Raw genomic sequence first — 14,315 nt, forward strand, 5'->3', positions numbered from 1 at the left:
GAATTAAAGAATTTTTCTAAGTTGCAATATGAAATTGAACACTTGCTACGTCCGTTAGCTTTTTGACTCCGTCAAGGAATGACTTTTGCGGTGCACGGTAACCGAGGACTTTTCTAGGCAACGTATTACACCAATTTGTTGCTCGGTTAAGAATTTCTTTAGATACCGTGTGAATAGGTGTACCTTTAGGAATAAAGCGACGCAATAATCCATTGTGCCTTTCATTAGTGCCACGCTCCCATGCGGTATAGGGATGAGAAAATAGATTTCAAAGTGTTGAACGAACCTTTCCGAGATATTTCGTAACTACCCTGACCGCGATCAGTTAAGTACATGAGTATTGGCTTTCCTTGATTAATTTGTACTACGGTGCCGCGTCTGATTTCAGTATAAATCATTGCTCTGGAATGCCCCAGTGCCTTAGCAATGACTGCCTTTGAGATAATTAGCCTGTAACTACTTTTAGATGTAGAAGCATTCTTCATACGATAGGTGTTTGTACGGAGTGATGTATTATGATTAATGCAGTCCATAGTGATACCTCGTGTGTTTGGTTTGGTCACTTTAATCATAACACGGCGGTAGTCACTATGGATTTTTTATGTGTTCAATTTCATTTTACAATTAATCAATGAGATGCTTCTATTAAGATGATGGTTATTGATGATAGTTTAATATAATACTTACTTCATGTGTAAGAGTAGTGCTATGATGCACTAAGAATTTAGGGGGATATTTTTCTGAAACGATAAAATAATTTAATTACTAACTTTGAGTTATCATTTTAAGATAGACTATTATTTTAGAATACAGTATACTGAGAATAGACGCATGAGAAGATTTTTTGCTTGTGATTCGCAAGCATTGACAAAAAAGTGCACATCGCGCTTCTGTGCCAAATTAATGATACTCAATAGTTTATGAGTAGTTTATAGTTTAGCCTAATGAGTTCTCGTGCGTCTATTTATATAAGAGGGTGAAGGTGATCGTTATGAATCAGAGAGGTAGTGGGATTCAAGATAAACGGGACCTATGCAGGAAATTAAGAATACAGTATAGATTACTTACATATATTCTTTATAAAAAGGGGATAGATAGTTTTTATGAACAATTTAAGATTTCTAAAAAAAGTGGGGGCATTAGAATAATTTCTGCACCTAAAAGGCCGTTAAAGTTTGTACAAAAACGTCTAGCGCAAATGTTACAAACTTTTTATGATGGATCGACTACAAAAAAGAATAATATAGCGCATGGATTCTTAAAATCAAGAAGTATTATAACCAATGCTCGTAATCATAGGAATAAAAGGTATGTAATAAATATTGATCTGGAGAATTTTTTTGACAGTTTTCATTTTGGTCGGGTGTGTGGCTTTTTTGAAAAAAATAAAAATTTCCTTTTTCCAAAAGAAGTTGCGGTTACCTTAGCCCAGTTAACATGCTATGAAGGGAGTTTACCACAGGGCGCTCCTTGTTCTCCTATTATCACAAATTTGATATGCCAAATTTTAGATTATAGAGTTTTGAGAATTGCAAAGAAATTCAAACTTAATTATACAAGATATGCAGATGATTTGACTTTTTCCACTAATGATAGAAAATTTGTTAATGAATATGATGAATTTATAAAACAGGTTGAAGCGGAAATTATTCGTGCTGGGTTTAGGATGAATACAAAAAAGACTCGCTTTATGTATAAGGATTCTAGGCAAGTGGTTACAGGCTTAGTGGTGAATAAAAAATTAAATATACCACATGAGTATATAAGAAGAACCCGTGCTATGGCACATAGCTTGTATACAAAAGGTGAATTTAATATTGATGGGGTATTAGGATCTATTGAACAGTTGGAAGGACGGTTATCTTTTATTAACTATATTGATAAATATGCTTCTACATATGCAGAATATAAAAGATATAATCGATTTACGCCTAAAGAGATGTCTGGCCGAGAACGTCTATTTCAACAATTTTTATTTTATAAATATTTCTATCATAATGAATTACCTGTGATTATTACTGAAGGAAAAACAGATAAACGATATATAAAGGCTGCATTAAAATCGTTGTGTCATCATTACCCTGCATTAGTAACTGCAGTTGGAAATGGAAGGTTTAAATTTCATATTTCCTTTCTAAGACGTAGTAAGCGATTAGAGCGGTTTTTAGGGATTCAACATGATGGGGCAGACTCAATGAAAGTTATTTCAAATTATTACGGCTCCCCCAACAGTGAAGGACTTCCTGACTATTACTCATATTTTTCAAAATATTCTTGTGAAGCGACAAATCCAGTTTTTCTGCTTTATGATAATGAAATAAGCAATAAAAACAAACCTATAAGAAAAATGCTTAACTTTTGGAAACAGAAAGTAGAGGATATAGTAAACATAGTAGAAAAGCAACAATACTGTTGTTTGCAAGGAAATTTGTACATTTTAACATTTCCTACTCTGAATGGGATGGCAGAAAATGAGATAGAAGATTTAATTCTAAAAGATAATCCTTTAATACAGATAGGGGGACGGAACTTTAGTAGAGAAGAGCGTTATGATATAAGTAAATTTTTTGGAAAAAATGAATTTTCACAGTATGTTTTAGATAATTATGATAAATTAAGGTTTGACTCTTTTAGGCCGCTATTAGATACTTTAAATTCAATTATAAAAGAATATAAGGAATAAAAGTAGACAAATTTATTAAGAGATAATAATCAAGTTATTATAGTTGATAAAAAATTATAAAATGAATAGAGGAAAGCCGTCATGGAAATTAATCAAGTCATTATAAGATTAATAATGCTAGATTCATGTCGGCTTTTTTATCTTATATATCATACAATTAAGACTTTTGTTATAATAAAACTAAATATATCGTTGGTTTGTTCGTGGTATAGGTAGGAGCAATTATGGAAATTAATAAGGATAAACCCATACAAAGCCATGAAGTGGATCTTTTACATCGAGAAAAATTTGTAAATAGTATCGTGAATTTATTACGTAATAATGATGATGATGACTCTTTAACAATCGGTTTGTACGGTGAATGGGGCAGCGGTAAAACATCAATTATTAATATGATATGTGAGAGACTTACTTCTGTAGATAAAGAGGGGTACGGATATGGTGAAGGAGAGGAGTATATCAAGGTTATACATTTTAATCCTTGGTTGTATTCGAATGCCAGTGATTTGACTAGGCAATTTTTTACTCATTTACAGGGTGAGTTAGAGAAAAATAAAGCACATAAATTTACAACGATAGTTACACAACTGGGACAATATAAAGAGGCGATGGTACCGGTAGTATCACTAGTTTTCGGCCCGACTGCAGGAATAGCGACAAAGGCAGGAATAGATGCCTTGACGACATATACTTCACAAACAGAAAACCGTAGTTTGCAAACTATTAAAGATGAGATTGTGGAGAAACTGAAAGAATTAAAGCAAAAGATAGTTATTTTTATAGATGATATTGACCGATTGTCTGATGAAGAAATCGTTACTACGTTTAAACTAGTAAAGCTACTTGCGGATTTTCCCTATGTAACCTATGTATTGGCTTTTGATTATGAGGTGGTGGCCGAAGCGTTAAATCGGGTGCAGCATAATAGAGGCAAAGAATATATGGAGAAAATCATACAGGTGCCGATTGCGATACCGGCTATTCAGAAGAAAGATATAGAAAATCTATATCTCGAATACTTATATAAGGTATTGGGTGAAAGTAAGGTACAACGAATGCTTTCTTTAGAGAGAGGAAAACAATTATATGCAGAAGGTATAATGCCATATTTAACCACTATGAGAAGTGTGAAACGATTTTTTAATAATATAAGAAGTAAATTAGCGATTTTAAAAAATGATATGGGCGGTATAGATAGCATTGATTTAATGGGAGTTTGTTGCTTAGAGGTATTCGAACATGAGTTGCATCAAAAGCTTTTTGAATATCGTGACTTCCTGTGTAAACCTTATATGGAGTCATGGACTCTAGGCAATGAGAAGCAAAAGGAAGTTATTCAAGAGCAATTAAAACAACTACTAAACATGGCAAAAAAGACTGAAGCTGCACGCTCTATACTACTTTGTTTATTTCCTTCATTTAACAGCTATGTAAACGATAAGGCTCTTTATACGGTATATCCATATGAGGAACAGCTAATGAATCATAGTATATGTTATATAGATAATTTTGACCGCTATTTTGTATGGAATCTTGATAGTAACAATATAACTCAAATGGGTGTTAATAAATTTTTAATAATGTATGACAAACAAACTGTTAGGAATACACTAATGACGTATTATATGCTGGGTAAACTTGGAGATTTTATAGATTATGTAGTCGTATATATAAATAAAAAAGATCGACAAGAAATTTTACGGGAACGGGTAAAATTGATTATAGATTCTTTGTTTTGGGTTTTAGGAAGAATTGATGTGAAAGTTGAGGCACTTAATAAAATATCAGTAGTAGCAGGAATATATCGGTTGTTAAATACATTTAAAGAGGAAAAACATGATGTATTGATAGAAGAAATTTTTAATAGTACTGAGCTACATATAAGCTCAATGGCACGGTTTTTATACAGCGCTATTAATAATCTGGAAAAGGTTGTTCAAGCTAAATTACTATCAAGTTCTGAGGTGGACAGGTTAAAGCAAGTATTTATGAAAAAAGCTGTAGATACTATTAAGAATAGAGATTTTATCGATGATACATATGGTTTGGGATTTTTAAATCTAATGGATATGATAGATGGAGATATCTTAAGGAATCTTACAGAATATATTATTGCAGATATTCGGGGACTCATTAAGTTAGTGCTCTATGTGTCGGAGGGTTCTATAGTTACACAGAACCTACAAGACTTTACAACAGTATATATAAAGAACGACATAGATGAAAACATGCTATATAAATTTATTACTAAAGAAGATGCGATTAGACGTATAGGGGAGTATCTTTTGAAACCAGGTTTTGAACGTTTAGAAGAGTTAGAAAAAAAGAGATTGGCAATTTTTTTATATATATTTCATAATGAGGATAGACCATCATTTGAATTATTTGGAGAGAATAAATCTATAATTCTTAATAAAGTACAAAAAATTCTTGAAATAAAAGAGAAGCTTTAACTTATAATGTGCAATGTAAGGGGATGATGTTGTTGAATTTTTTATCTGATGATTTCTGGCAGACTATATTTGGGCTTTATCAAAACATAGCTTTGTTTATAGGTGATCATGTGTGGATAACCATAATCTGTGCAATAGTGTGGTATTGTTTTAAAAATATTGATATCAACTACTATTTTAGTTTGAGGAATATTATATCGGTAGTGCTCTTTTTTTCTGTTTTGTTAGGTATACTCTGGTCAGTTATGGCATATGGCTATTGGATAGGGGGGATAACTTTCCTTGGTATTCTTTGTATCCGCTATATTTTAGTGAATATAATATATGAAAAAATGTATAAAATGTATAAAATAATATATAAAATATATAAAAGAAAGAATCGTTTGGAGCAAGCGGAGGATATATATAAAAAGGGATTACTAGCATGTCGAAAAAATGATTTTGATGAGCTGGAAAAGAAATTTGAAAAGTTTTCAATTGTTGGAATTGACGGTGCTTGGGGAACAGGCAAGACCTATTTAGTGAACCGATTATTGAAAAAAAAGAAAGATCAGGGATGGATTGTTATAACAATAGATGCCCTACAGATAAATATAGATAGTTTAATACATACAATCTTTACGGAATTATCAGTCGTATTACGTCGACATGGGATTATAAGCGGTAGTCTTACAACCATAGTTGGAAAAGTAAACTGGTCTGATAAGTTAGCATTTCTCGGTAATTTGTTAGGCGTCATTAAATCGCCATCGGATACATTAGGAGCATTAATTCAAAAGTTAAAATATTTGAATAAAAATATTGTCATTAACTATGAAGATATTGACAGAATAGAAGCAGGAGAACGGTTACGTCAAATACTAGATATAAATCGGAAATTAGAAGAAGGAGTTGAAGGAATTAAAATTATATATCAATATGATTATCAAAAATTAAAGGAATTAGGTATGGATAAACGATATGTTGAGAAATATATTCCGCAAGAGATATTTTTGAGCACATTAACCTTTGATATGATAATCCAAAATATTAGTTCAGAGTGGAAGAAAAGTCATACTAACGAAAAAGATCTATTGGAGGATGTTCATTGGGAAGCTGTTTTTGATAAGCAAGTGGAATGGCAACACGGAATATCTATGGCGATGGTCAACACGCTGGAGTATATTCCTAAACCGCTATGGGTGATACCTTATGATTATAGAAGAATAGAGGAATACTATAAATTAGCTCAGGAAACATTACGTGATAGAGAAGATCTTACAGATAAAAAGAATGAAGTTCTCAAAGTTCTCTTTATAAAGATATTTTATCCCGATTTATATAAAGAACTGGAAAACTATTGTTTGAAAGAAAATTTGGCCCATTATATCGAATATGATTTTAACGGAAAAAAGATGCCCTGGGCAGCTATGATACAGATACAAAAAGCTAAGGTGGAAAGTGATAGTACACCAAATAAAGGTGTGAGAGAAAAATTAGAGAGAGATTTAGAATACCAACGTATTAACCAATTAATGTTGTTTTGGGGATATGGACAACAAGAAAATTTGAGTAATATAGGTACTATTGATATAGTTGTTGCTAGTTTAGTTAATCCTTCTTTGAAGGCTTTTTCAGATTCTGAAGCGTTAATTAATAAATGTATTAAGATTTTTGATACTTATTCATCTGAAGAGGAACGGGTAAAAGCTATACATGGAGTGATAAAGAATAAAGAATATCTAAATGGCTATATTAGAAACCAAAATAGAAATGATGAATTATTTAATAATGACTTTGATTATATATTCAAAGCATGGAGTATAGTAAGATTTACTACTAATGTTGGGGATAAATATCCTGATTTATGGCTAAAAATATTTTGTCTATATACATTCTGGCTGCATCAGAACTACTCCGATAATTATGTTACGTTGATATGCAGGCAAGCTATTAAGTCTGCACATACAATTAAAGAAATAGATGCGCTAGTAAGTTTATACAGTGATTTTTTTGACAAAATGATGCAGCATATATATTGGGGTGATTTAGTAGTGTATATGTATGATTTTATGTATACTTTTGTACTATCTGGGCATATGATATATGGGCCTATAGAAAAAATTGAAAATCTAAAAAATATATATCGTGAGTACAATGAGGAGAATCGACTGTTGGTAATAGACTGCTTAGACAGCTCTATACAATCTATAAAAAGTCAACATATAAATCTTAGCAATAAATTACAAACAAAGATTAATAAGTTAAAAAGAATAGATCAGGATAATTATATAGAAAGTAAGGTAATAAATGATACCTTTAAAAATATTGAGGGCTTAATAGATAAACTTAAAAGCCATATAAAAGAGAATAAAAACATTAAAGTAAGAGATATGCGTTTTGCTACATCTAATACTACTTACAAGGAGTTAGATAGATTAAGGGAGCGCATGGGACAAAATATATCGATAGAGACGATTGAAAGGGAATACGAAAAAGATGAATTATCATTAAAAGCATTGGAAGATTTACTTGATGAAGAAGATAATCAAAAATGAGAAAAGTAGCCAGTAGGTTTACTCAAGATAAGGAAAATTCATTGCATAATAAGTAACAACAGCTTATACTGAAAATAGTATAAGCTAGGTATCGAAAGGAGGTGGGCTGATGAGAGTATCTATTAAACCTGAGGTGTTGCGATGGGTCATAAACTATAGCCAGAAGCCATATGAAGAATTAGAAAAGCGGTATGCGAAGTTGGGTGAGTGGCTGCGCGGGGATGCTATGCCTACAATGAATCAGGTTAAAGATTTTGCTAAGTACACAAGAGTGCCTATAGGGTATTTATTCCTCACGCAGCCCCCAAAAGAAGTTACTAACGACATGCCTGCGTTCAGAACTGTAACGACTAAGGAAAGTATGCAATATAGTAGAGAATTAGTTGATACTATCAACAGTATGAGACTCAGACAAGATTGGTTGAGTGAGTATCGTAAAAAAGAGGAATATCCTATGCTTTCTTTTATTGGTGCTTACGATGGTATCGATATTGATAAAATGGTAGCAGATTCTTATAAAATGCTGGATTTGTATGAGGGTTGGCAAAAAAAATTAAGAACTAAGAATGAAGCAAGTGCTGTTTTAATACAGCGATTAGAGAATATAGGGATATCTGTATTTATTAATGGCATTGTGGGGAATAATACATCCAGAAAATTACGAGTGGATGAATTTAGGGGATTTACCCTTTTAGATCCCTATGCCCCCATCATTTTTATTAATGGTGCTGATACAGATGCGGCTCGCTTATTTACATTATTGCATGAATTTTGTCATATCCTTTTAGGGCAAGAGGGTGTAACGAATAACATTGATCACGAAGTTATTTGTAATCGCTACGCTGCAAATTTCTTGGTTCCTAAAAAAATATTCTTAAATGAATGGCGTGAACACAAAGAGGATTATGGTAAGCTATCGAGCCTTTTAAAAGTAAGTGAACTAACAATTTATAGAATCGCATTTACCTACCATGCAATTAGTGAACCAATATATCATAGTTTGGTGGAAGAGTTTTATAAGAAGTTTTGGAATCAAAAAAAGAAGAAAAAATCGGGAGGAGATTTTTATAAAACCTCTGTATACAGGGTCGGTAGGACATTTGGCATTACTGTAGATAGAGCGGCCAAGAGCGGAGAGTTGTTGTATGGTGATGCGTATGATTTATTGGGAGTTAAGGGCGATACATATAATAAAGTGATTGATAAATTGACTTCTAGTCGGAATGGGGGGATGTAATAGTGGTGTATTTAATAGATACTAATACTCTCATAACGGCCAAAAATTTATATTATGGTTTCGATATTGCTCCTTCTTTTTGGGCTTTTTTATCCCGATGCAATTCAATTAAAACAATTGATTGGGTTGAAGATGAGATTAACGATGGAAAGGATAATTTATCTTCATGGTTTTCTAATAATTGGCATAATTCAGTGATAAAAACTAATGATAATATTGAAATTGTTAATGAGTACCAAGCTATTGTAAATTATGTAAACTCAAATGATAAGTATAAGCCAGAGGAGAAGAATAAATTTTTATCAAAGGCAGATCCGTGGCTTATTGCTACAGCTAAAGCGCGTGGAGATACGGTAGTAACTTTAGAGCAGTTGGTCGATTCACAATCAAGAAAGGTTAAGATTCCAAATATCTGTCAAGTTTTTAGTGTATCCTATATAAGTCCTTTTGACATGCTACGGCAATTACAATTTAGGATGTAATTATAGGGCAATACGATTAGGCACGGAAGAATATTTATAGTTTAAATTTAATATACCACACCTACGCCGCCAAGGCAGAGAGTAAACACTCTCTGCTTTTGCGGCGTATTTTTTATTTCCTTTACAAAAAAAGTTATGGGTAAAGTCATTGCAGATAAAATAGTCGTACAAAAATATATATTAAAGTATACGAGAATGAAAGCCTAATCAATTATTTTTATGACTAATTGAAGTTAAGTAAAATGAGAATTATACAAAAGTATGAGTTGTAAAGTTTGAATATAAGTGTATAATTCGATAATGTTTTTATGAATTAATAATCATATAACGATGATTCATTTATTTGCTTTTTGGTAGATTCAAAAATTTTTTGAAAAATTTTTAGATTTTGGTTTACAAAATCTCTTCTCGAGGGATTGTATATAGTAGAGGGGTAAATTTTTAATCCCTTGATTAGTTCCTAATTATGGAGGCGATTCACAATGAAGTACATAGAAGAATTGAACAGATTTCACGTTTGGTTGGCGTCACATCCGGATATGCCCACACCGGCCAGATTGTTATGGTTTGTGCTCATGCATTATAACAATGGCTGTTATTGGAAGCGGGTGTTCTCCCTTTCTATGGCAAGGTTGACCGCTGCTACCGGCTTATCTCCATCTGCGGTAAAACGAGCGCGATCTGTTTTGCAAGAGGTCGGACGTATTCGTTACATGCCGCGTAAGGGTGGCTTGTCTACGTTATATGAAATCATTCCGCTAGAAGAGGAAGGAAGCAGAATGGTGTGTGCCGGTCATGGAGGAAGAGCGAATGAACACATCATTCCTGACTCGACACCCATGTCGATGGACCCACTTAACTCGACAACTATGCCGGTTGAAACACAAAAAGATGTATTGGCGACTACACTTGATGATGTACCGACAGATTCCCTTGATCATGTACCGGTAGAACAAGGTAATCATGTATCGATGATTCAAGCGGAAGATGGACCGGCTGTACGACAAGATGAGTTGCAAGATGAGTCACATGGTGAATTACAAGATGAGCCACGAGGTGAACTACAAGGTGAGCTGCAAGGTGGGCAACGAGGTGGGCACATACATAGACAAGACAAGACTAGACTAGACAACACTAAAGAAACCACAGTAAAGAAAGGCAAGCCTGAGCAGGGTAAAGCCAAGAAAATACCGAAGTGTTGTTTCACACCACCTTCGGTTGCGATGGTGCGTGCCTATTGCGAGGAGAGAAGCAATCACATTGATCCTGAGGAATTCGTAGATTTCTATGGTTCCAAAGGTTGGATGGTTGGCAAGTCGAAGATGAAGGACTGGAAGTGTGCCATACGTAATTGGGAGCGTCGTCGCAAAGAGGAAGGAACGCGCAGTCAACAGGCGAAGCGGTATGCTCGCAGCAGTAACTCCTCGGGAAAAGGCGAAGGTAGTCAGGCACGGCGTCACACTTTTGTGTATCGTAAGGGAGGGACGACGAACTGATGACGGATCTTACGGCGTTGCTTGCCAAAGCACCTTCCGGTGTAAAGGAGGAGGCGTTGCTAGCCGATGATGAAGCACGTATTGCCGCGGCGTTGGCACGGGAGCACATTACCTTGGACAAGGCAGTAGCGCAGAACGAAAATTATTTTTTTCGGTTGTTGGAGTTTGCCCGTAGCAATGAGCATTGCACCTTTCACTGTCCGGGACGGGCCGCGTGCGATCACGTGGTCAAAGGCTATACGGCCAAGGTAGATGCCCACGGCTATGTGTCGTATGCGCCTTGTCAAGCAGGGAAGGCCTACGAGGATGTGTTTTCTTCGGCGGAACTGAAAGAAGCAGCACGGATTCCTGCGCTCTATGCAACGATGACCTTTGCGAATTACGACTGTAACGAAATGAATCGGGATGCGTTAGCCTACGGAAAGACACTGTCCACAGGAACAAGCGGTGGACGCGGTTTGTTCCTCATCGGGCCTACGGGGGTAGGCAAGACGCATTTGGCTGTTGCCATATTACAGGCGTGGGTACAGAACAATCGCAGCGGTGCGTTTTGCACGGTACCGCTTTTGATGGAGCGATTGCGCGAGTGTGTGCATTCCCATGAACGAAAGTCCCGGTATCTGGAGAGCTTGGCCAAGGTAGACCTGTTGGTGCTGGATGATTTCGGTGCGGAGCACGATACGGATTGGGTGCGCGAACAGCTGTTACTCATCATCGATGCGCGGTATGCGGAAGGAAAGCCCATGGTGATTACGTCAAATTTGACGATGGAGGAGTTTGAAGCGGAAGGCGGCATAGCCAGTCAGCGTATTTGCAGTCGCTTGGCCGGGAGTTGCGAAGTATTTCTGTTGGACGGAGAGGACAGACGAACGATGTCGCCGTGCCAAGAGTCATATAGCATGGCACCGCTGTGTTAAGCGATTGATAATTAGCAAATGCTACTGTGCTAAGCGACCGGTGGTAGGATACGGCTGTACTAGGCGGCGGGTGGTAGGATACGGCTGTGTGAAGAGATTGCAGATTTAAAAGATTGCTGTGTAAAGAAGTTGATAGTCAGCGAATCGTGTTAGGGTCAATGGTATGTAGTAAGAAACTGTTGGCAAGAGATAGGCATAAGGAGGTGATGCGTTACGACCGTAAAACAAGTGGTGTGTATGGCAGAAAGGGCGCGATTAACAACAGGTGAGAAATTTCAGAACACACGATTGGGTAAAGAGGAACAGAAAGGAGCCGGTATACAGTACGATGGACATGGGTACAGAGGAAAATCGGAATAGGCACGAAGTGAAGCAGGCAAAGACAAGCAGGGAGGCTATAAAAGTAATGACACATGGAAGAGATAATGTTGTAACACCGAAGGAATGTAAAATGAGCACGGAACAGAGCAGCGCGAGAAATAGTGTTGCAAGGAAGCCTACACCGGATTGGGCAGTCATTGATAAACGGGATAACGATTTGGTGCTTCGTGCGCAACACGGTGACCAACGCGCCTATGAGCGATTGCTAAAAGTATACAATCCGATGATTCAAAAATGCTGTGCCAGTCTACGAGGAAAGAGCTATGGGGACGATGTACTGGATTTGGTGTGGATAGCTACGGTAAAAGCTGTGAATTCATATGATCCGGCTAAAGGGTTTTCTTTCACGTGCCATTTGAATCATTCTCTGTTCTTCGGCAAGTTGAAAGGGCTTAAACGTGTTATGCAGGTGGCGGAACGAGAGGAGCTTTTCAAAGATGGCGTAATCGGTGAAGAGATGGTGCCGATAGGATTAGAAGGAAGCACTTCGTACGATACGGAACATGTGGCTGTCGGTCATATGGTAGAGGCTATGGTGGATGCGCTGGTAGAAGAGTTGGATGAGGAAGAACGGGAAATTATTTATGCCATTTATTATGAAGGCTTGTCGGTGGCGGAGCTGGCAGCGAGGAAAGGAATCAGTCGGCAAACTATGAATAAACGCCGTAACAGTTGCGTAAAAAAGTTGCGGATGTTGGCAAAGCGGCATAAAGAATGTTAAATAGAGTGATGATTTAGCAATGACTGAAGGGAGGTGAACGACCATGACGATATGGCGGAACAGGGGTCATAAAAGGAGGTGCGTCACCGCAGATAGCGGTGTATACGTGTTGTAAATGAAATGCCAATGAATCGAGATTGGATTTGTGAGTATGTTGTTGTGAAGGTGCCGCCTCATGGGGCGGTACAGGGATGAAAAGGAGAGTATAGTTATGATTACTACACACCATAAAGCGACTGACGTGATTAAAATGAATTTTACCGATGATACGACGAAGATGTCCTTAAGCGTGCCCATCAGTATGCCTAAGGAAGGGATTACTTTGGAAGACGTCGATGAAGTAGGGCGCTTCATTGCCATGGGTGGTTTCTTTGTGGATTCCGCCGGTTTGGTAGCCACGCGTTATATTTGTGCCCATAAGGAACACACGACCGTGGAAGAAATGAAGTAAGCTGATTCATTGGGTTTTACCTTTCACCAAATTCCGGTGTGAAAAGAAGGGTGATGACATGTCGATGAAAGAAGTGATCAAGCTGCTGGTGGAAGTGATAGCAGCGGTGATTTTGAAAAAATTATAAATGTGAGTGAGTATGTGATAAGGAGAGATACGTATGAGTGAAGAAATGGTACATGCAATGAATGAAGAAGTAAATGATGTGAAGGATACCGGTGCAGTAGCCTCTAAAGAAGATAACTCTATGGGTGATGGTGTACGAGCTAATGAGGCCGGTAGTGCCGTAGCGGCAGCGGTTACGAGAGAGGGTACGGCCGATGGGGTTGGTACTGAAATTGATAACGCCTCTGATGAGAAAGCTACCGGTGAATCTCCTGATGTGGTTGACGGTGAATCTCGCGGTGTAGTTGATACTGAACGCGATGTAAACAATGATGAATCTCCTGATGTTGTCAATGATGAATCCCATGATGTAGATGATGGATCCGGCGATATCTCCGATGATTACGATGAGGAAGAGGAAATGCATGGTCCGCATTGGGACGTCATGGTGCCGACTACCAAGGTGCAGCTGCGTTTAAATGTGGAAAGTGAAGGGTCTTCTAAGGTAAAGTTAGTCGCGTTTAATAATATTAGTCCGAAGAAGACGGATGAAGAGTTAAACATTCTCTGTGATAAGCTGGCATCGTTGTTCGCCTATCCTTCTGTAGGGTTCGTGCGCATTAATACAATGACATATAAACCGGAAAGTTTGTTGTTTAAATAAAAGAGTGATGCCCGCATAATAGGTTACACCTTATTATAAAACAGCAGCTCATCAATAACGAAAGCTCGGTCTTGCGAAGGGATGAGTAAAGGCGACTTTTCTATATCTCAGCGGTCAGGTCTGACGAATGACACGCTTCCGATATGGAAAAGTCGACCTTTAGTGGGGAGGCAGGATGGAAGGTTTGA

10 protein-coding genes and 1 pseudogene are annotated in these 14,315 nt (G+C 36.9%); 10 read left to right on the forward strand and 1 reads right to left on the reverse strand.

Annotation, left to right across the window (positions count from 1 at the left end; genetic code table 11):
• Positions 1 to 16: 16 nt before the first annotated feature.
• A pseudogene (locus tag G344_RS12255) lies at positions 17 to 262 on the reverse strand (transposase); the annotation flags it as partial.
• 729 nt (positions 263 to 991) lie between these two features.
• Here G344_RS12255 and G344_RS0107815 point away from each other — a divergent pair.
• From G344_RS0107815 to G344_RS0107865, 10 genes are all read left to right on the forward strand, one after another.
• Positions 992 to 2,683, forward strand: a complete 1,692-nt coding sequence (locus G344_RS0107815; RefSeq protein ID WP_038155370.1) for a retron Ec67 family RNA-directed DNA polymerase/endonuclease — start codon at positions 992 to 994, stop codon at positions 2,681 to 2,683.
• A 224-nt stretch (positions 2,684 to 2,907) separates the two neighbouring features.
• Positions 2,908 to 5,136, forward strand: a complete 2,229-nt coding sequence (locus G344_RS11550) for a KAP family P-loop NTPase fold protein (protein WP_028255712.1) — start codon at positions 2,908 to 2,910, stop codon at positions 5,134 to 5,136.
• Between the two features lie 32 nt (positions 5,137 to 5,168).
• Entirely contained in the window at positions 5,169 to 7,673 is a 2,505-nt protein-coding gene (locus G344_RS0107825; RefSeq protein ID WP_169718814.1) for a P-loop NTPase fold protein, read from the forward strand.
• Between the two features lie 109 nt (positions 7,674 to 7,782).
• A complete protein-coding gene (locus G344_RS0107830) occupies positions 7,783 to 8,910 on the forward strand; it encodes an ImmA/IrrE family metallo-endopeptidase (protein ID WP_028255714.1) in 1,128 nt (375 codons plus the stop codon).
• A gap of 5 nt (positions 8,911 to 8,915) precedes the next feature.
• A complete protein-coding gene (locus tag G344_RS0107835) occupies positions 8,916 to 9,392 on the forward strand; it encodes a DUF4411 family protein (protein WP_211219563.1) in 477 nt (158 codons plus the stop codon).
• Positions 9,393 to 9,874: 482 nt separating this feature from the next.
• Entirely contained in the window at positions 9,875 to 10,888 is a 1,014-nt protein-coding gene (locus G344_RS11555; protein ID WP_051245868.1) for a hypothetical protein, read from the forward strand.
• Complete coding sequence (locus G344_RS11560) at positions 10,888 to 11,805, forward strand: ATP-binding protein (protein ID WP_051245869.1); 918 nt, start codon at positions 10,888 to 10,890, stop codon at positions 11,803 to 11,805. Before G344_RS11555 ends, G344_RS11560 begins: the two co-directional genes overlap by 1 nt.
• A gap of 406 nt (positions 11,806 to 12,211) precedes the next feature.
• On the forward strand, positions 12,212 to 12,907 hold the full coding sequence (locus G344_RS0107855; RefSeq protein WP_028255716.1) for an RNA polymerase sigma factor: 696 nt from the start codon (positions 12,212 to 12,214) through the stop codon (positions 12,905 to 12,907).
• A 211-nt stretch (positions 12,908 to 13,118) separates the two neighbouring features.
• Positions 13,119 to 13,358, forward strand: a complete 240-nt coding sequence (locus G344_RS0107860; protein ID WP_028255717.1) for a hypothetical protein — start codon at positions 13,119 to 13,121, stop codon at positions 13,356 to 13,358.
• Between the two features lie 160 nt (positions 13,359 to 13,518).
• A complete protein-coding gene (locus G344_RS0107865; protein WP_028255718.1) occupies positions 13,519 to 14,127 on the forward strand; it encodes a DUF1659 domain-containing protein in 609 nt (202 codons plus the stop codon).
• Positions 14,128 to 14,315: the final 188 nt, after the last annotated feature.

It is taken from the genome of Veillonella magna DSM 19857 (assembly GCF_000428745.1).
Lineage (GTDB): Bacteria > Bacillota > Negativicutes > Veillonellales > Veillonellaceae > Veillonella_A > Veillonella_A magna.